This window comes from Flavobacterium sp. Sr18, assembly GCF_011064265.1.
Lineage (GTDB): Bacteria > Bacteroidota > Bacteroidia > Flavobacteriales > Flavobacteriaceae > Flavobacterium > Flavobacterium petrolei.
This window is the reverse complement of the sequence record NZ_CP049329.1, coordinates 1,055,485-1,074,034: the sequence shown is the minus strand read 5'-3', so window position 1 is coordinate 1,074,034 and position 18,550 is coordinate 1,055,485. Positions and strand designations below refer to the sequence as shown.

Here is an 18,550-nt window from a genome sequence, read left to right as displayed (position 1 = left end):
AATTAAATCAAAATTAGATGGAACTGACTTGGACTGAATTTGAAAGAGTAGAAATGCGTGTGGGAACCATTTTAGAAATAAATGATTTTCCTGAAGCAAGAAAACCAGCGTACCAATTAACGATTGATTTCGGTTCCAAAATCGGAATCCGAAAAACATCGGCGCAAATAACCAAACGTTATCAGAAAGAAGATTTACTCAACCGCCAAATCGTAGCGGTAATCAATTTTCCTAAAAAACAAATTGGGAAATTCATGAGCGAATGCTTGGTTTTGGGTGCAGTAGGGGAAGAAGGTGATGTGATTTTATTGGCGCCCGATTTTAAAATTGAAAATGGATTGCCAATTGGGTAATTTATGACTCTAAAGTATTGACTCTTTTTACCTCTAAGGTCTCATATTTATTGTGAATAGCTAATATTATAACGCCAAACAATACTGCAGCTACAATAAGTATTGCATTCAAAACTCCTTCTGTGCCAAAAGAAAGCTTTATTAATATTGTTGATATGATAAAACCTGAATTGCGAATGACTCTATTGAATTTATCTGAAAGGAAGAAGGAAAACAGTAGTAAAAGCACTTCAATTAAAATCAGAATTGTAAAAAAATCAGCAAAGAAAATTTTATTAATGTCTTTAATTTTAACAACGATTTGCGTAATTGAAAAGAAATTTTCGTAAATCCAGTGGGCTAAACTGTATATCGAAAGCACCAAAAATATAGGGATGAGCCCGATAGCAAAAATATTTTTTAGCTTTATGAATGAATTGATGTCCAACGTTTTTTGGAGTTTAGACTGATTAATTTCATTTTTTTTGTTGAGGTTGTAAAAGATAAATATTAAAAAGAACAAGATTATTGTAGACACAATGTCAAAGGTAAAATTCACATTAGCTTTCGAATCAAACCAATTAGAGTTTAATTCTAATTTGGTTAAGTCTTTAAAAATTCTTCGGATGATAATTAGAGTGATAATTTCATATTGTTTGCCAATATAGATAGTTGTCGATTTAGGAAGATAATAGACTAATAGGTAAACTTCATAAATCAAAATAAAGGAGAATGGAGTGTAAATTGCAGTTATTGGATTACTTAATAATTTGGAATAATCATTAATCAAAATAATTTTAAGGTCAACTAAGGCAATGATTGCTAAATGCAATAAAAAACTTATTATTGCTAACGAAACAAAGAAAATTTCAGCTCTTTTTTTAGTTTTTTCAGATAAAAGTGCGGCGTATAAAAAACTAAATAATGAATTGGCTTCTTTCATGTGTTGTCAGTAATTTTAAATGCTTTTCGTTCGGTTTAATTGCTATTTTACGATAATTTCTCAGCGGTTCAAATGATTTTAAATAAAGTCTCAAAAAAGATGAGATTAAGCTCTGAAAATTTCTATTAAAAAAGGCTCTCACTACCTTTTAGCTCTGCGTTAATCCACAAAAATTTTTGAACGTAGATTTTTATTATTGTAAGTATTGGATAAATGTAATTAAATAACATGTAAAATTATCTGGAAAACAATCTTTTAACTTCCGTTTAAAGAGGAGAATTGCATGAATTTCGGTAATAGTTAAGCTCAGATTTGATGCTGAAATTTTTAAATAGTTAATTTATTATCTGGAAAAAATAAATTTATTAGCATGAATTTGTGGCTTATTTTCGGTAGAAAGCAAGGAAGTTAGTTATTCCATTTAAATTAAAAACGTACTGACATTGTATAGTAATGAATGCTAATTTCTTTGTTAAGCTGTTTATAACACACTATTTTTTAGATTACTCCTGGGATTAGCGGTCGTAATGTGATTTACAATTTAAAAGCAGTTTTTTATTTAAAAAATTCGTACCATTAGTATTAAAAAAAAATATTTTAATTTTCAATTGGAAGATTTTCCAGTTGTCCCCATTCTGTCCAAGAACCATCGTAGACGGATTTGGGATTTTTACCAATCAATTCATAAGCAATTAAATCGATGCAGGCAGTAACTCCGGAACCACAAGTAAATATTAGAGGTCTGCTGTCAGTTTTCAGAATTTTGACTAATTCTTCTTTTGGTAAGAATTTGCCGTTTCTTAAAAGTTGTGTGTATGGCATATTTATGGAGCCGGGAATATGGCCGCTTCGTAATCCGGGTCTGGGTTCGCTGCCAATTCCTTTAAATCGGTTTTCCGCGCGAGCATCAATCAGAACCGAGTCTTTAGTTTGTGTGTTTTCTAAAATTTGTTCTTTGCTTTTGACCAATTCTGGATCAAATTTGGCTTCAAAATTGCCAATTGTATAGTTTGGAATTGCCGGTATTGCTTCAACAGGATACTTTTGACTAATCCATTCCGGAAGACCGCCATCCAGAACAGCAACATTTTGATGTCCCATTACTTTAAACAACCACCATGCTCTTGGACTGGAATAAACGCCCAGATTGTCATAAATTACAACGATACTATTCTTGTTAATCCCTAGTTTTCTGGCTTCAAATTCAAAATGTTCAGGACTAGGAATCGTGTTGGGTAAAGGATTATTGGTATCGCTAAACGTGTTTTTTATATCAAAAAAACGAGCGCCTTTGATGTGAATATTTTCAAAATCTGTTTCTATATTGGATTGGTTCTCTTTGAAACTGGCATCGAGGAGTATTAAGTTTACATCTTTAATATTTGCTTGAAGCCATGCTGTACTTACTATTGGTTCTGTCATTTTAGTTGTTTCTACTGTTTAGTGAAATGTACAAAAAAAGTCCAAAAATCAAATGACTTTTGGACTTTTTTATTGGTAAGTAAGTAACTAAAAATTAAATATCATCAAATTCTATATCTGTAAAAGTTGATGTTTGCGGTATAATTTCATCATCTGATTTTTCAGATGCATATTCTTTTTTGAAATCTTTTTGGTGTCTTTCTGAGATTACTTCTTCGCCTTTGTGGTTCAAAACGTAAGATGTCATTTCTCCTAAAATTTCTGCAAAAGCAGCGAAATCTTCTTTGTATAAATAAATTTTATGCTTTTTGAAATGGAAAGATCCATCCTCTTCGGTAAATTTCTTACTTTCTGTAATGGTAATGTAATAATCATCTGCTTTTGTCGCTCTCACATCAAAGAAATAGGTTCTTCTTCCAGCTCTTAAAACTTTAGAAAAAATCTCTTCTTTTTCTAACATGTCATGTTCTCTCATAATCCTTTCTATCAATTTATGGTTGTTAACTAGTACCCAAAAATCTATAAAAAATATGTATTATACAACAATTATAGCATTTCTTTTTCTGAAAGTTGTTTCAAATACAAAGCCGCATAATACCCTTCTTGATTTATCAATTGATTATGAGAACCTTGTTGGATGATTTGTCCTTTATCAATAATTATAATTCTATCAGCATTTTTAGCTGATGACACACGGTGGCTTACAATTATAGTTGTTTTGTCTTTACAAATTTCGTGCAGGTTATTCAATATCGCTTCTTCTGTCTCCGTATCAACGGCCGACAAACAATCATCAAAAAGTAAAATAGGAGGATTCTTAATAATGGCTCTGGCAATGGAAACTCTTTGTTTTTGACCTCCGGAAAGTGTAATTCCTCTTTCACCCAACACAGTTTCGTATTGTTTATTAAAGCCCATGATGTTATCATGAACAACGGCACTTTTTGCTGCTGATTCCACTTCTTGGATGCTCGCATTCTCCTTGCCAAACATAATATTATTCTTAATACTGTCTGAAAATAAAAACGCATCTTGCGGAACGATACCAATGCTGTTTCGCAAATCAAAAAGATTGACGTTGCTTATTTCACTTCCGTCAATGGTTATTTTTCCATCGGTTACATCATACATTCTGGAAATTAAGGATAAAATGGTAGATTTTCCAGATCCTGTTTTCCCTAAAATAGCTAAAGTTTCTCCTTTTTTAACGGTGAAAGATATGTTTTGCAACGCTTTGATATTAGTATCCTCATATGTATAGCTTACGTTTTCGAAAGAGATCGAGCCTTCGATTATGGATTTATTTTCGTTTTTATTTTTTATCTCCGGTTCAATTTTAAGGAATTCATTTAATCTTTTTTGAGACGCTTCTGCTTCCTGAACCATTGAAGAAACCCAGCCAAGTGAAGCTACAGGCCACGTCAGCATGTTGACGTACAAAATAAATTCTGCAATGGTTCCAATGCTATTTATGGAACCGTTGATGTACATTAAACCCCCAAAATAAATTACGACTAAGTTACTGATTCCTATAAGCGCTAACATTAAAGGACCAAATAAGGATTGTACTTTGGCTAAATTCAAGCTTTTACTTTTGCTTTCATTGGCTAAATTCACCATATTATTTTGATGTTGGGCTTCCAGTGAATATGCCTTTATCACACGGATTCCCGAAAATATTTCTTGTGAAAAACTGGAAACTTTAGATAGATATTGCTGAAAAATGGTACTCCTTATATTGATTTCGGAACTTAACTTGAAAATTGTATACGATAAAATGGGTAAAGGTAACAGCGTATAAAGTGTCAAAGTTGGGGATACATTATACATGTAGACAATTACGATTGCAAAACGAATAACAGTATTAATCGTGTACATTACCGCAGGACCCACATACATTCTTACTTTTGAAACATCTTCGCTGATGCGGTTCATTAAATCTCCAGTACGATTTTGCTTGTAAAAATTTTGAGATAAATTCTCATATTGGCGGAAAACTTCGTTTTTCAAATCAAATTCTATGTGTCGTGACATGACAATTAAAGTTTGTCTCATCAAAAAAGTAAGAAATCCGGCAATGATTGTTGTGGCAATAATCAGTAAAATATTCGAAATTAATTCCTCATGAATGACTGATTTGGCTATGGTTTTATCTTTGGCGAAAGCCTCAATTACCTTGAAAGATTTGCTGATCAACTTTGGGGTGAAAAGCATGAAAATCTGTGCAATAATGGTAAAAATAATTCCCAATAAGAAACTGTATTTGTATTTGACGAAGTATTTATTTAAATAACGTAATTCTTTCATTTTTTATGATATTCTGTGTTGAAATGATTTTATTTCTAAGTTAAAAATTTGTTTTTATTATTTTTACCGATAAATTTTCGATTACTCTAATTGATGAATTAACAAATTTTAGACAAAATGTTGATGCATATTTATATTTTATGTAAATTTGAAATGTCTTTTTGACGAATTCGTAATTTATCACTATAAAAACTTACACTATGAATGCAGCTTTCACAACTGGAAAGGAACTTCAAAAAATGGATCCCGTTTTTGGTCAATTATCATTTGATGATCACGAACAAATTGTATTTTGCAACGACAAAGATACAGGTTTAAAAGCAATTATTGGTATTCATAATTCGGTTATGGGTCCTGCTTTGGGTGGTACACGAATGTTTAATTATGCCAATGAATGGGAAGCATTAAATGATGTTTTGCGTCTTTCACGCGGTATGACTTTTAAAGCAGCGGTTACAGGATTAAATATTGGTGGCGGTAAAGCCGTGATTATAGGAGATGCAAAAACGCAAAAAACGCCGGAGTTGATGCGTAAGTTTGGTGAATTTGTGCACGGTTTAAGCGGAAGATATATTACTGCTGAAGATGTGGGAATGGAAACCGCAGATATGGATATCGTTAGAGATGTAACACCATATGTTACCGGAATTTCTGAATACAGAGGTGGTTCTGGAAATCCATCGCCAGTTACAGCTTACGGAGTATATTTAGGAATGAAAGCGGCTGCAAAACAACAATTTGGTTCTGATATTTTGAGTGGCAAGAAAGTATTGGTTCAAGGAATTGGTCATGTTGGTGAAACTTTAGTTGATTATTTGACCAAAGAAGGAGCAATCGTTACTATTGCTGACATCAATGAAGAAAAACTGAATGAAGTAGGAGCGAAGTACCATGCAGAAATTTTCAGAGGAGACGATTTGTACAGCGCCGATGTTGATATTTACGCGCCTTGCGCCATGGGAGCAACTTTAAATGACAATACAGTTTATAAAATTAAAGCAAAAGTAATCGCCGGAGCTGCTAATAATCAATTAGCTGATGAGAATGTTCACGGTGCAATTTTACAGGAAAGAGGGATTTTATATGCTCCGGATTTCTTGATTAATGCCGGTGGAATTATCAATGTTTACGCTGAATTAGCGCATTATGACAAAGCGGAAATCATGCGTAAAACAGAAAACATCTATAATACAACATTGGAGATTTTTGATTTTGCAATTGCTAACAACATGACAACACATCATGCTGCTTTGACTATTGCCCAAAATAGAATCAATCAAAGAAAAATAGAGAACAGTAAAAAGTAGTTTTCAGTGCTCAATTATCAGTATTCAGGGGATGTTTTAGTAGTATTTACTGAGTACTGTTGATTGATTACAATAAAATAAGCGATTATATATTTTATTTTAAAAAATGAAATACTTATTTTTGCACCCTAATTAATAAAAGTTCTTACAAGGTGGTAAATAGAAGACACATTCGCGTTAAAGTCATGCAGTCCATTTATGCGATGCATCAAAGCGGTTCAGATAATTTGGAAAAAGAAGAAAAATTCCTTTTTTACAGTATCGACAATATTCAAGATTTATACCTTATAATGCTTTCTTCGCTGATTGAAATTTGCAAAACAGAAACTATCTTTTTGCACAAATCAAGTTTGAAACATCTTGCAACTCCTGAGGAACGCAAGCCTAACGAAAAATTCATCAAAAACAGGATTTTTCAAATTCTTTCCGAAAATAATTCATTAAGTATTGCTCTGGAAAACCGTAAGATCAATAATTGGACTTTAAACGACGATTATATTTTATTGCTTTTGAATGATATCAAGGCGAGTCCATTGTATGCGCAATACATGAGTAATGCCGTGAACACGTTTGAGGAAGACCGACAGTTTATCGTTGATTTATTCATGGAAGTTATTGTTCCAAACGAGAAATTGTATGACTATCTGGAGGATGATAAATTGACTTGGGTTGATGATATTCCGTTAGTGAATACACATATTATCAAGCAATTGAAAGCGATTAAGGCTGGTGAAGATGATAATTTCCGAGTTCCAAAATTGTATAAAGACAATGAGGACAAAGATTTTGTGAAAGATTTGTTTAGAAAAACAGTGCTTAACGAATCAGAATTAGCTAAAGAATATGTAGATAAAACGCCTAATTGGGACAGTGAGAGAATTGCCGAGATTGATACTATTATTCTGAAAATGGCAATTTGTGAATTCTTGAAATTCCCTTCTATTCCTGTAAAAGTTACACTTAACGAATATTTAGAGGTTGCCAAAGAATATTCTACACCAAAAAGTAGTATTTTTATCAACGGAATTTTAGACAATTTAGTAAAAGAACTGCAAACCAGCAAAAGAATTATAAAAGCCGGTCGTGGTCTAATGTAATAATTAACAAATAAAAAGAGAATCAAAATTATGGAACAGTTAACTCAATTTGCACCGTTTATATTAATGTTTGTGGTGATCTATTTCTTTATGATCAGACCACAACAGAAAAAAGCAAAACAAGAAAAAGAATTTGAAAGTACACTAAAAGTAGGTGATAAAATCATCACCAAAAGTGGACTTCACGGAAAAGTTTCTGAGCTTGCAGATACAACTGTTGTTGTAGAAACGATGTCAGGAAAATTGAAAATGGAGCGTTCTGCGATTTCTATGGAAATGAGTGCTATTTTGAACAAAAAATAATTTTCATTTTATAAATTAAAAAAAGTCTCAACCGGAAAATATTCGGATTGAGACTTTTTTTTGCATAAAAAAGAATAATATTATTTTTTATTCTTTTTATTCTTCTTTGCTTTTTTAGATTTTGCTTTGGCTTTTTTAGCTTTGATCTTCGCTTTTACTTTTGCTTTCTTCGCTTTGTCCTTTTTCGCTTTTTTTGCCTTTTTGGCTTTTGCTTTTGCTTTTTGCTTTGCTTTTTCTTTTGCGTCAGCTTTTTTAACCTTTTTCTTGTCTTTATCTTTCATCTTTATCTTCTTTTTAGTGTCTTTTTTAGTGTCTTTTTTAGTGTCTTTTTTACTTGGTTCTGCAGCAGTATCATCGTTGCTTTCAGCAGAAATGGTTATCGTTTCTTCAATAATTTCAGTGATTACAGTTTCATTTTTAGGTTCGATAATTTCGGCAGGTACCACTTCAGGGTTAATAATTTTTGGTTTTCTGGTTCGGGTTGGTTTTACAACTTCAGGTTTTTCCAAAGACGGTTGTATCGTCTCTTCTTCTTCTTTTTGTATCATAGTTTGTGTTTTTAGTATTAGATTTTGCTTTATTAAAACTAATGTTTCTTATTGTTTTAATAAATTGTTAAGTTATTGTAAGTAAATATAGTGATTTAATCAATTGTCCAATGTTAAGCTTTTCTTTATTTGAATCTAAATTTGTACGAATACATGACAACGAAGTAAGCCAACTAAAAAATATAAGCAGAAATTAGAGATTAATTTTGGCATCAATTAGTAAAGTAAATCATTGCTAAGTTTGATTTTTTTTAATAAAAAAAGTCCCATTCCTGAAATTTCAGTAATGGGACTTAATCTTATCGGTATTTGTCATTAAGACCAATGCTATCGAGTATCATTGGGATGATTTTATCAATCCGGGAACGTTTAGTTTCTTCTCGTTTTGCACTTTCAATATATTCCATGAATTCATATTGCTTGTACGCTGAAAATTTCTGAAAAGCCGCTGCTAATTCTTGATTGGCAATTAATTCTTTTTGGAAAAACTCGGATAAAATTGGCATTTTCTTTTCAGGCTTACTCGTTTTTCCTTGCTTTTCATTTTCAATGGCTTCCTTTATATAATTCAGGACATCAGTTTCATTGACTTCTTCTTTTGATTTAAAACGCCACTGCCGCAATGCTTTTGTAACGCCTTCTTATGCATTCACTAACAACTGTTTTTTGTCTTCCAGTAAAATACCTTTGAAAAACCAAATGGCAAAGTAATTTTTGAATCCACCAATTCCTATTACATTTTTGTCATTGAGGACATAAACAATTCCGCCCCATTTGCTAGTTTCTTCAAGTTCAGTTTTGACAATAATTGATTTTAGAAATTCTAATTCTTCTAACCAACTGTTGTTTTTATCCCAAATGTGAGTCGCTTTTGAGGATTCCAATAGATTATTTTTTAACAGCTACTTCCAGCGCAGTCAATTCGGCTATTTTTACAATAACTTCAACTGCTTTTTGCATGCTTTCAGCAGGAACATATTCATATTTTCCGTGAAAATTATGTCCGCCGGCAAAAATATTTGGGCAGGGCAATCCTTTATACGACAATTGAGAACCGTCAGTTCCACCACGAATAGGTTTTATTAGCGGTTTAATTCCAATCTCTTTCATTGCTTTTTCAGCAATATCCACAATATGTTTTACAGGCAAAACCTTTTCTTTCATATTGTAATATTGATCTTTTATTTCGGCAGTAACTATATCTTCACCAAATTGTTTTGCAAATTTCTTATTGATTTTTTTAGTTATTTTTTCAATTAGTTCTTTTCGTTTTTCAAACTTTTTCTTGTTATGATCGCGAATGATAAGTTCCAAAACAGTTTCTTCGATACTTCCTGTTAGGTGATGCACGTGAAAAAAGCCTTCGTATCCTTTGGTTTCTTCGGGAGTTTCTCCAGAGGGCAATTCATTTAGGAAATTATTTGCAATCAACATGGAATTGATCATTTTACCTTTGGCGTAGCCAGGATGAACGCTTTTTCCTTTGAAAGTAATTTTGGCTCCAGCCGCATTAAAATTTTCGTATTCCAGTTCTCCAACTTGGCTTCCGTCCATTGTATAGGCCCAATCCGCTCCAAATTTCTCTACGTCAAAATGATGGGCGCCACGACCAATTTCTTCGTCAGGTGTAAAACCAATTCTGATTTTTCCGTGTTTGATTTCAGGATTTTTGATAAGGAATTCCATAGCGGTAACAATCTCCGTGATTCCGGCTTTGTCATCGGCGCCTAATAAGGTTGTGCCGTCTGTAGTGATTAGAGTTTGTCCTTTGTAAAGCAGTAAATCTTTGAAATAATTAGGGGAAAGGATAATGTTTTTATCCGCATTTAATACAATGTCTTTACCATCATAATTTGGGACTATTTGCGGTTTTACATTTGCACCACAAAAATCTGGAGATGTGTCAAAGTGTGAAATAAACCCAATTGTAGGTACATCATGCGCTACATTACTGGGCAACGTTGCCATAATATATGATTTATCATCTATTGAAACGTCTTGCATTCCAATAGTTTTCAATTCTTCAACTAGTTTATTAGCTAAATCCCATTGTTTTTTTGTGCTTGGTGTAGTTTCTGAATTTGCGTCAGATTCTGTATCAATAACTACATAACTGATGAAACGGTCTATGATATGTTGCATTTTTCTTTGTTTTATGCAAATATAATCTTTTTTTTAGGAGGATTTAGAAGTAAAGTAAAGACTAAATTTTGTTTAATGGAATTTTGAATGACACAAGGATTGTATGCTGATTTGTGTCGGAATAGAGTAGTCATAAAAAAACCACCCGGAGGTGGTTGAAATTTAGTTTTTTACTTTATTTAATTTTTTTTTCAGCTTTCTCAAGATCTTCTTCCAGTTTATTGGTTTTAATTTGTTGCTTACTGATCTTTATATTTTCTTTTTTAATTCGATTAGAAGAAAGGCTGCCTTTGGCAATTTTCTTATCTAATTTTTCCTTGCTTGTAATCAAGTTTCGTTGTGACTTACTTATTTTATCTTTTATATTCCGAACGGATTTCTCTCCGGAAAAAATTCGGCTTTGCTTTTTGTTAAAGTCCTTTTTTTCTTTTTCAAAACGCTCTTGTTCTTTCTCAATTTTTTTAGCTTCCTTTAAAGCTTTCTTTTCGGACTTAAGTTGGTCATTTAAGTATTTTGTATCTTCTTTGGTTTTACTGCTTATTGCCGTTGCTGTTGCTGCAATTTGAGTTGAATCAACTGCTGGAATTACATTTTTTTTTGCATCCACTTTTATAGTTTCATTTTTTACTTCTTGTGCAAAAAAGACCTGAACTATAAAAAACAAAAAAAGCGTTGTTGTAATTTTCAATCTCATGGGAGTAAATATTTAATTAAAAAATGTAATTTTTATAAAACGATTCGATCGGTTAATTTAAAGTGTTTCTTCTATAATTGTATCATTTTAGATAGATAGAAAGAATAGGATTCTTTATTGGCATTTTCTTCGTTGGCTAAAGCCAAATAAAATATGTTTATAACCACTTTTTGATTTGGCAAAATGATTTAAAAATTATTTTCCAAATATTTATTTATCGGTTAGATAATTCTATTTTTGCACAACACAACAACACCAACATGTACAAATTACTCTTACGCCCTATACTTTTTTGGTTTAATCCTGAAAAAGTGCATTATTTTACTTTTTCATTGATTCGCTTTTTGTCTAAAATTCCCGGATTTACAGCTCTTTTTAAAGCGCTTTATGAAGTAAATGATGCCAAATTAGAAACCGAAGTTTTCGGATTAAAATTTAAAAATCCAGTAGGTCTTGCAGCAGGTTTTGATAAAGATGCAAAATTGTATAAGGAATTGTCCAATTTTGGTTTTGGCTTTATCGAAATAGGAACGTTGACTCCAAAAGGTCAGGAAGGAAATCCCAAAAAACGATTGTTTCGCTTGAAAGAAGACAGCGCCATCATCAACCGAATGGGATTTAACAACGGCGGAGTTCAAGAAGCAGTGGAACGTTTGAAACAAAACAAAGGCGTTTTGATTGGAGGAAACATTGGGAAAAACAAGTTGACACCAAACGAAGAAGCGACTTCTGATTATGAAATATGTTTTGACGCTTTATACGATTATGTCGATTATTTTGTGGTTAATGTGAGTTCGCCAAACACACCAAATCTTCGAGCATTACAAGATAAAGAACCGTTGACACAACTTTTGCAGACGCTCCAAAATAAGAATTTGGCTAAGCCAAAGCAAAAGCCAATTTTATTAAAAATTGCCCCAGATTTAACAGATGAACAATTGCTTGATATTATTGATATTGTAAAAGAAACTAAAATTGCGGGGGTTATTGCTACTAATACCACGATTTCTCGTGAAGGGTTGCAATCCGAAAATAAAACAGAAATGGGTGGATTGTCAGGAAAACCATTGACACATCGTTCTACTGAAGTAATCCGATTTTTATCTCAAAAAAGCAATAAAGCCTTCCCTATTATTGGAGTAGGAGGAATTCATTCTGCTGAAGATGCAATTGAAAAACTAGATGCCGGAGCAAGTTTAATTCAGTTGTATACCGGTTTTATTTATGAAGGACCAGCATTGGTAAAGGCCATAAATAAGAAACTTTTAGAAAGATTACAGTAGTTTTACTTTACTTAAATAAAAAGAGACTCTGTATCAATTATGAATATAGAGTCTCTTTTCGTTGAACTAATAAAATTAAAGCAATTATTTTTTTTGGCTTTTATTACGATATTGATGGAGCAATTTTCTATTGAAATCTTCTTCAGCCTTTCTAAGTTTAATGATTTTCACTGAAGGTAATATGCCTCGCAAATTTTGAGTGAATTTTTTTCGCAATAAAAATAACTCTTCTTCAGTTTCTTCCATTTGAACTAAGAAATTATTAGCTTCTTTTTCAGATATTTTATCTAATGAGCCATCACTCATTCTTTTCATATAAGCACGCATTTTTTGATGTCTTAATTCAAATTGTTTGTCATCAAATGTGTTGTAAAGCGGCCAGAACTTTTCAGCCTCATTAGCTGTAAAATCAAGCTCAGTGGTAAAAAAAGCTACTTTCAACGCTTTTATTTTTTCTCTTTTTTCTTTCATACTTTCGCCTTGAGCGTAAAAGCTGAATGAAACAAATAAAAAGAGTAGGGGTAATAATTTTCTAACGTTCATTTTATGATTTTTTAATTAAAGCTTAAAAAGCAAGTTTGTTATTTATTCTAAAATAAGATTTTCCAGATTTGAATTTCCAGATAAAAGATCTTCTATCGCTTCATCTTCTATTGCAGTACTTGTGTTCATGTTGTTAATGTCCTCAGTTTCTAGGCCACTTATCAAATCATATTGATTTAGATTAGATTGATAGGTGATATAATTTTCTAATTCAGTTGCATCCAATTCATTGCTGCTGGCAGATGAGTAATTATAAATTGGAATCATCAGGGCAAGTACGAAAACGGCTGCCACCATCATAATTAAAGTTTTCCTTTTTTGAAAAATAGAAATAACTTTTGGTTCCCTTGCAGGCAATTGCTGCATCATTTTGACTGAGAAATTTTCAAAATAATGATCCGGTGTTTTAAATCCGGTTTCAATTTTAGGCTCGTTTTCTAATTTAAATGTTTTCATATTTTCTTTAGACGTAGTTAGTATAAAAAGGTTTAATTAGTAGATACAAAAGCTTCTATTTTTTTTACTGCGATATGATAGGATGCTTTTAATCCACCAACGGAAGTTCCTAAGATTTCAGAAATTTCTTCATACTTGAGTTCTTCAAAATATTTCATTTTAAAAATCAATTGTTGTTTCTCAGGTAATAGTGCAATAGCTTTTTGCAATTTTATTTGAATATCATTTCCGTCAAAAAACACATCAGCTTCTAGATTATCCAACGTTTTGTTTTGCAATGTTTCAGATGAGATGCCACTTATTTTTGATTTTTGTTTTAAAAAAGTCAAAGCTTCATTGGTAGCAATACGATACATCCATGAAAATAGTTTGCTTTCGCCTTTAAAATTCTTTAAATTTTGAAATACTTTAATAAAAGTATTTTGCAAAACATCATCTGTATCATCGTGGTTCAAAACGATATTACGAATGTGATTGTAAAGTGGTCTTTGATAATCTGCAATCAACCGCTGAAACGCTTGATTATGCGTTTTAGGGGATAACAATTGCTGAATAAATTCCTGTTCCTCTTGCAAAATTATTATTTATAGGTTAGAGTGTAATTTTTCAAAAAGGTTTAATCCACCAATAATAATTTAAAATTCAGATTGCTCTTCTTCCTTATTCATAACTGGTTCAGGAGTTATTGCTGGCTCTACTTTCTTAATGGCAGCTGGAACATAAGATTTGACTGGAATTATTTTTGGCTGCAAAGGATAGTAAATTTCAGTTACCCATTTTGAAGGATTTTTAATTTCTGTTCTACTTGTAGTGAAAATTTCCAAGTGAGAAAATGTAGGATCTATTACAATTTTATTAGTATTAATGTATACTTTAGTTTGATCCAGTGCTTTTTGAGTATGGGAATAGTCTCCATTTAACGTTGTTTTAATGGCGTCGAATGGTTCTAGTTTTCCAGCTAAAATATCACTTCCTGAACTCGTTAAAATTTGAGTTTTTATAGGCACACAAAACGAAACTTTAGTCAATCCGCTTGCTACATCATAAGTGTGATAGATTAAAAATGGTTTTCCATTCAATTCGATATTGTTTTGTTTACAGAACGTGCTGATTTTATAAAATACGATTCTTGAATTTTTAATAACATTCGAAATTTTACTGTTGAAGGTTTGTTTCAAATAAAAGGTTCCAGCCTTTTTAGCTGGTCCGTCCACTTTTACCGTGTAAGTGTTTATCTCAAAATCTAGCGTTTTATCAAGATTGGCTAGGCTTTTTTCATACATTTCACCAATGATTTTATCGATACCGCCATTAAACGCGGTATATACTTTCATAGAAAAACTCATTTTTCCAATGGTTTTCCAAGTTACTTTTGTTCCTCCAACGGTATCTTTAAATTTCCAAAAAACCGAAGATTCGGTACCGCTATAGTTCATTTTCTGAGAAATACTATCGTTTTCTTTTACAAAAAGAGTTTTCATATCACCGTTTCCATCTTTTCCTTCCCATGAATACGATGCTCCTGTACCGATTGTTTTACCTGGATAATTAATTTTAATCTCGGGATCTGCAGTAATCCATGAGCCAAAATCTTCCCAGTTTCTGTAATCATTGACAAAATTAAAAACGTTGGATTTTGGAGAATTTATGATTTTACTTCTTTCTACGGTAAAATCTCCTTTTTGAGTGGCCACAAAAATAGATAGAGCCACAAAACTAAGCAGCAGTAAAAGAAATAAATATTTTAAAATCCTCATAATATACAGGTTTATTAATTTTTGTAAAGTTAAAGATTTAATTTACAAGTAGTGGAAAGTGTTAAATAAATATGATGGCAATTTTATCCAAAAAAGGATGTTTAATTTGTTTAATTATTAGAAGCGGTTAAAAAATTAATTTTCAATGCCTTAATTTTCAATTTTTAAGCAAAAACAAGAATTTTGAAAGCATATCCTGATATATTTAAAACAAAAAATTCCACTGTAGAGTGGAATTGGTTTATTAATTTGGAGAAAACTAACGTTTTAAAAATATTTTTATCAGGAATAAAATACCAATAAAAACTACAAATCCTATTACAATTTTGTAATTCCCCTTGTAAAACTCATTATGAATTTTGATATCTTTTCGATAGGAATAAATTGCAGCAATAACAAATGCAACAAAAAACAAGCCTGCAAACACTAATTGACCTTGACTAAACATAGTTGAAATTATTTCAGGCAAATTTAGGTAATAGTTTAGAAATAGTTGCTAATTTGCCTTTTCATTTAACAAAATAAAAAAATGCAAAAACAGATAAACTCAGTCAAAGAATTTCACACTGCTTTTAAAATTGGGCACAGTGAAATTCCAACAGCTAATTTAGGCGAAAGTAAGCATGAACTTCGCTATAATTTAATGAAAGAGGAAAACGAAGAATATCTTGAAGCAGTTCGAAATAATGATTTAATAGAAATTGCAGATGCATTGGGTGATATGATGTATATTCTCTGCGGAACTATTATTGAACATGGTTTGCAACATAAAATAGAGGCCGTTTTTGACGAGATCCAACGTAGTAATATGAGTAAGTTAGGCGAAGATGGAAGCCCTATTTACCGTGAAGACGGTAAAGTGATGAAAGGACCAAATTATTTTAAACCTGATTTTTCTAAAATATTGGAACATAAATAGAAGTATAGGCGGAATCTTAATATATACAAAATACAAAAAGCGATTTTCATTGTGAAAATCGCTTTTTGTATGCATTCATAATGTTGAAAAATTATATTTTAACAGTCCATCCAAAAGTATCTTCTTCTAGTTTATTTTGAATATTAGTCAATTTGTCTTTCAACTGAATTGCTACTGTTTTTTCAATTTTTGGCAATTCATAGTATACGTCTTGGTATGAAAATCCTGATATCGGACTTATTACAGCCGCTGTTCCTGCACCAAAAATTTCTTTTAAAGTTCCGTTTTTCGCAGCTTCAACAAGTTCAGAAACTAAAACCGGACGAACCTCTACAGCAATTCCTTCACTTTTAGCCAAGTCGATTAGTGTTTTTCTAGTAACACCATCAAGAATTCTTTCACTAACCGGAGCAGTCAAAAGCGTTTCGTTTATTCTAAAGAAAACATTCATTGTTCCTGCTTCTTCTAGTTTGGTATGCGTGGCATCATCTGTCCAAATTACTTGTTGGAATCCTTCCTTGTTAGCTAATTCAGTTGGATAGAACTGCGCAGCGTAATTACCTGCAGCTTTTGCAGCTCCAATTCCTCCATTAGCAGCTCTACTAAAATGTTCCGCTATGAGCACTTTGACATCACCAGAGTAATAAGATGTTACTGGAGATAAAATGATCATGAATTTGTAATCATTAGATGGATTTGCAATCACACCTGTTCCGGTAGCAATCATAAATGGTCGGATATACATCGCGTTCCCTTTACCTTTTTTGATCCAAGCTTCATCCAATTGCAACAATTGATTCAACCCATTCATGAATATTTCTTCAGGAACTTCAGGCATGGCCATTCTCACTGCTGATTTATTGAAACGTTTGTAGTTTTCGTCAGGTCTAAAAAGCCAAACAGCATCATTCGTATCCTTGTAGGCTTTCATGCCCTCAAATATAGCTTGGCCGTAATGAAAAACTCTTGTTGATGGGTCTAACAAAAAGGGAGCGTAAGGTTTAATGACCGGTTGTTGCCATTCTCCATTTTTAAAATCACATTCAAATAAATGATCTGTGAAAACGGAACCAAAGCTTAAGTTTTCAAAATCTACTTCACTTATTTTTGAAGTAGCGGATTTTATAATTTCAATTTTGTTAGTTTGAGTGGTACTCATAATAATGTATTGTTTTTTAATTTTTTTTAAAGTTTTAGCTAAAGCTTAAAAAATCTGGTTTCTATAAATTGGCGTTTAATATTTGCAAAATTAAATAAAAATCAGCAAATTACTTATCAAAACAATATTAATTATAGCCTTTGACTACGATTTGTTTACGTTTTAGAAAATAAAAAAAAAATGAGCTTAATTCTATCGATTACATAATAAATAGTGATTTATCAGCAGTAAACGCATTAGTTTTCATTAATTTTGACAAGTTTAAAAAATTTCACACTCGAATAACTTTAGAAAATAATTTTGAAAAGAGAAATAATCCAAACACTTGATGGTTCAACAACCATCCATATTGCGGAATGGGACGAATGTTATCATTCTAAACATGGCGCCATTCAGGAAGCGCAACACGTATTTATAAAAAACGGACTTTCGCTGTTTCCAGACAGGAATGTTTCTATTTTAGAAATTGGTTTTGGTACCGGCCTTAATGCTTTTATTACTTTTTTGGAGTCAAAAAAAAGGAATCAAAGCATTGATTATGTTGGAGTGGAAGCGTATCCAATTACGGCAGAGGAAATAGTGGCGATGAATTATGTAGAAGAACTTAATGCAGTGGAACAAAGTTCAATTTTTGATATCATGCATCAAAGTAATTGGGGAGAAAAAAGTATTTTGGATGATGATTTTACATTGACGAAAAGAAAACAATTCTTTGAAGAAATCAATGATGAAAATAAATTTGACTTGATTTATTTCGACGCTTTTGGATATAGAGTACAACCTGAATTGTGGAGTACAGCAATTTTCGAAAAAATGTATAATGCGCTCAAACCAAATGGAGTGCTGGTTACCTATGCAGCCAGAGGTGTGGTAAAAAGGAGCATGATTGAAGTAGGTTTTACTGTTGAAAAACTCGCAGGGCCACCGGGAAAAAGAGAAATGTTTCGGGCTACAAAAAACTAGATAGAGTTGTTAAAACCTTTGTTTTCAGTAGTTTGTTTTTGTTTTATTGATGGAATTTTTATCTGAAATAAAAAACTAAAAACTACGTTAAATAATTATGTTACAATTATAATTAATGTATTTTTACACCGATTTATTATTAAAATCTAACTTAAAATCTTCATTTACTATGTCGAAAATCATGTATGATTATACAAAATCAGTCCTAGAAAGAGTAAGTTTTGATCCGTTGCTTTTTTGCAAAGAGTTAGAAAAAGCCATCAAAATGTTGTTGCCTTATGAAATGGAACAATTACGAGAATGGTTATTGAACTATACGATAGGAAAACCAGAGTTGAAACAATGTTTACTTATTGTAAATTCATAAAAAAAGGA

Annotated in this window: 23 protein-coding genes; 8 read left to right on the top strand and 15 right to left on the bottom strand. The window is 31.9% G+C overall.

The window, feature by feature from the left end; genetic code table 11:
• Positions 1–17 precede the first annotated feature (17 nt).
• Positions 18–353, top strand: a complete 336-nt coding sequence (locus G7A72_RS04845; protein ID WP_165151647.1) for a tRNA-binding protein — start codon at positions 18–20, stop codon at positions 351–353.
• A 1-nt stretch (position 354) separates the two neighbouring features.
• On the opposite strand, the gene G7A72_RS04840 is transcribed toward G7A72_RS04845, so the two are convergent.
• The 4 genes from G7A72_RS04840 to G7A72_RS04825 form a co-directional block, all read right to left on the bottom strand.
• Positions 355–1,275 carry a hypothetical protein gene (locus G7A72_RS04840; protein WP_165151645.1) on the bottom strand — a complete coding sequence of 307 codons (921 nt, stop codon included), beginning with the start codon at positions 1,273–1,275 and terminating at the stop codon, positions 355–357.
• Positions 1,276–1,872: 597 nt separating this feature from the next.
• Positions 1,873–2,697 (bottom strand): sulfurtransferase, encoded by an 825-nt coding sequence (locus G7A72_RS04835; protein WP_165151644.1) that lies wholly within the window; start codon positions 2,695–2,697, stop codon positions 1,873–1,875.
• Between the two features lie 94 nt (positions 2,698–2,791).
• Positions 2,792–3,172: a PUR family DNA/RNA-binding protein gene (locus G7A72_RS04830; RefSeq protein WP_099715976.1), complete on the bottom strand. Its 381-nt coding sequence runs from the start codon at positions 3,170–3,172 to the stop codon at positions 2,792–2,794.
• A gap of 71 nt (positions 3,173–3,243) precedes the next feature.
• Complete coding sequence (locus tag G7A72_RS04825) at positions 3,244–5,004, bottom strand: ABC transporter ATP-binding protein (RefSeq protein ID WP_165151642.1); 1,761 nt, start codon at positions 5,002–5,004, stop codon at positions 3,244–3,246.
• Positions 5,005–5,204: 200 nt separating this feature from the next.
• Here G7A72_RS04825 and G7A72_RS04820 point away from each other — a divergent pair, with 200 nt between their 5' ends.
• The 3 genes from G7A72_RS04820 to yajC all read left to right on the top strand — a co-directional run bounded on the left by G7A72_RS04820 (position 5,205) and on the right by yajC (position 7,711).
• Complete coding sequence (locus G7A72_RS04820) at positions 5,205–6,311, top strand: Glu/Leu/Phe/Val dehydrogenase (protein ID WP_165151640.1); 1,107 nt, start codon at positions 5,205–5,207, stop codon at positions 6,309–6,311.
• Positions 6,312–6,496: 185 nt separating this feature from the next.
• Positions 6,497–7,408, top strand: a complete 912-nt coding sequence (gene nusB, locus G7A72_RS04815; protein ID WP_165153635.1) for a transcription antitermination factor NusB — start codon at positions 6,497–6,499, stop codon at positions 7,406–7,408.
• A gap of 30 nt (positions 7,409–7,438) precedes the next feature.
• Positions 7,439–7,711, top strand: coding sequence for a preprotein translocase subunit YajC (gene yajC, locus G7A72_RS04810; RefSeq protein WP_113634394.1), 273 nt, complete (start codon positions 7,439–7,441; stop codon positions 7,709–7,711).
• Positions 7,712–7,791: 80 nt separating this feature from the next.
• On the opposite strand, the gene G7A72_RS04805 is transcribed toward yajC, so the two are convergent.
• From G7A72_RS04805 to G7A72_RS04790, 5 genes are all read right to left on the bottom strand, one after another.
• Positions 7,792–8,259 carry a hypothetical protein gene (locus tag G7A72_RS04805; RefSeq protein ID WP_165151639.1) on the bottom strand — a complete coding sequence of 156 codons (468 nt, stop codon included), beginning with the start codon at positions 8,257–8,259 and terminating at the stop codon, positions 7,792–7,794.
• A gap of 299 nt (positions 8,260–8,558) precedes the next feature.
• On the bottom strand, positions 8,559–8,882 hold the full coding sequence (locus tag G7A72_RS16750; RefSeq protein WP_371807559.1) for a YdeI family protein: 324 nt from the start codon (positions 8,880–8,882) through the stop codon (positions 8,559–8,561).
• Between the two features lie 18 nt (positions 8,883–8,900).
• Positions 8,901–9,143 (bottom strand): DUF1801 domain-containing protein, encoded by a 243-nt coding sequence (locus G7A72_RS16745; RefSeq protein WP_371807558.1) that lies wholly within the window; start codon positions 9,141–9,143, stop codon positions 8,901–8,903.
• Between the two features lie 4 nt (positions 9,144–9,147).
• Complete coding sequence (gene pepT / locus G7A72_RS04795) at positions 9,148–10,401, bottom strand: peptidase T (protein ID WP_165151637.1); 1,254 nt, start codon at positions 10,399–10,401, stop codon at positions 9,148–9,150.
• Positions 10,402–10,576: 175 nt separating this feature from the next.
• Complete coding sequence (locus G7A72_RS04790; RefSeq protein ID WP_165151636.1) at positions 10,577–11,089, bottom strand: hypothetical protein; 513 nt, start codon at positions 11,087–11,089, stop codon at positions 10,577–10,579.
• A gap of 266 nt (positions 11,090–11,355) precedes the next feature.
• On the opposite strand from G7A72_RS04790, the gene G7A72_RS04785 reads away from it, so the two are divergent.
• Entirely contained in the window at positions 11,356–12,378 is a 1,023-nt protein-coding gene (locus tag G7A72_RS04785; protein WP_165151634.1) for a quinone-dependent dihydroorotate dehydrogenase, read from the top strand.
• An 84-nt stretch (positions 12,379–12,462) separates the two neighbouring features.
• On the opposite strand, the gene G7A72_RS04780 is transcribed toward G7A72_RS04785, so the two are convergent.
• The 5 genes from G7A72_RS04780 to G7A72_RS04760 form a co-directional block, all read right to left on the bottom strand.
• The gene (locus G7A72_RS04780; RefSeq protein ID WP_165151633.1) at positions 12,463–12,921 is read right to left on the bottom strand and encodes a sensor of ECF-type sigma factor; all 459 of its coding nucleotides are present in this window, start codon (positions 12,919–12,921) and stop codon (positions 12,463–12,465) included.
• Between the two features lie 42 nt (positions 12,922–12,963).
• Positions 12,964–13,377 carry a hypothetical protein gene (locus G7A72_RS04775; protein ID WP_165151632.1) on the bottom strand — a complete coding sequence of 138 codons (414 nt, stop codon included), beginning with the start codon at positions 13,375–13,377 and terminating at the stop codon, positions 12,964–12,966.
• A gap of 32 nt (positions 13,378–13,409) precedes the next feature.
• Positions 13,410–13,952 (bottom strand): RNA polymerase sigma factor, encoded by a 543-nt coding sequence (locus G7A72_RS04770; protein ID WP_113667093.1) that lies wholly within the window; start codon positions 13,950–13,952, stop codon positions 13,410–13,412.
• A gap of 60 nt (positions 13,953–14,012) precedes the next feature.
• Entirely contained in the window at positions 14,013–15,134 is a 1,122-nt protein-coding gene (locus tag G7A72_RS04765; RefSeq protein ID WP_165151630.1) for an SRPBCC family protein, read from the bottom strand.
• A gap of 259 nt (positions 15,135–15,393) precedes the next feature.
• Complete coding sequence (locus G7A72_RS04760; protein ID WP_165151628.1) at positions 15,394–15,582, bottom strand: hypothetical protein; 189 nt, start codon at positions 15,580–15,582, stop codon at positions 15,394–15,396.
• Positions 15,583–15,663: 81 nt separating this feature from the next.
• Between G7A72_RS04760 and G7A72_RS04755 the strand changes: the two genes are divergently transcribed.
• A complete protein-coding gene (locus G7A72_RS04755) occupies positions 15,664–16,053 on the top strand; it encodes a nucleoside triphosphate pyrophosphohydrolase family protein (protein WP_165151627.1) in 390 nt (129 codons plus the stop codon).
• A gap of 91 nt (positions 16,054–16,144) precedes the next feature.
• Here G7A72_RS04755 and G7A72_RS04750 read toward each other — a convergent pair whose 3' ends face one another.
• The gene (locus G7A72_RS04750; RefSeq protein WP_165151626.1) at positions 16,145–17,212 is read right to left on the bottom strand and encodes a branched-chain amino acid aminotransferase; all 1,068 of its coding nucleotides are present in this window, start codon (positions 17,210–17,212) and stop codon (positions 16,145–16,147) included.
• 300 nt (positions 17,213–17,512) lie between these two features.
• Here G7A72_RS04750 and mnmD point away from each other — a divergent pair, with 300 nt between their 5' ends.
• Positions 17,513–18,175 (top strand): tRNA (5-methylaminomethyl-2-thiouridine)(34)-methyltransferase MnmD, encoded by a 663-nt coding sequence (gene mnmD / locus G7A72_RS04745; protein WP_165151625.1) that lies wholly within the window; start codon positions 17,513–17,515, stop codon positions 18,173–18,175.
• Between the two features lie 169 nt (positions 18,176–18,344).
• Entirely contained in the window at positions 18,345–18,542 is a 198-nt protein-coding gene (locus tag G7A72_RS04740; RefSeq protein ID WP_113633621.1) for a hypothetical protein, read from the top strand.
• Positions 18,543–18,550: the final 8 nt, after the last annotated feature.